The 251-nt window shown below is 42.6% G+C and carries 1 protein-coding gene; it reads right to left on the minus strand.

All coding sequences use genetic code 11. From position 1 onward, the window contains the following. Nucleotides 1-15: 15 nt before the first annotated feature. On the minus strand, nucleotides 16-251 hold a 236-nt coding region (locus NE473_RS32470; RefSeq protein WP_256265754.1), incomplete at its 5' end, for a hypothetical protein.

Here is a 251-nt window from a genome sequence, read left to right on the forward strand (position 1 = left end):
TTTAACTGCAAATGGCTAGAAACCAGGAAAATACCAAACTTTAAAACGAAGCAACACCGCTGTGAAACCCGCATAGAATCGGACTTTCAGCGGTGTTTTATTTTGTTTGACTGTCAAAGACGGGATTATATCATCTCGGGCTGGAAAAGACAATTTACCCGGTGTATCACGGCCGTGAAGCTGAAAAGAGCCGGGTATCCTGAATACAGCATACCCGGCTCCTGTAAAGTTCCATATTCTATTTTTTCTTC

This window comes from Hungatella sp. SL.1.14 (genome assembly GCF_024460495.1).
Taxonomy (GTDB): Bacteria; Bacillota; Clostridia; order Lachnospirales; family Lachnospiraceae; genus Hungatella; species Hungatella hathewayi.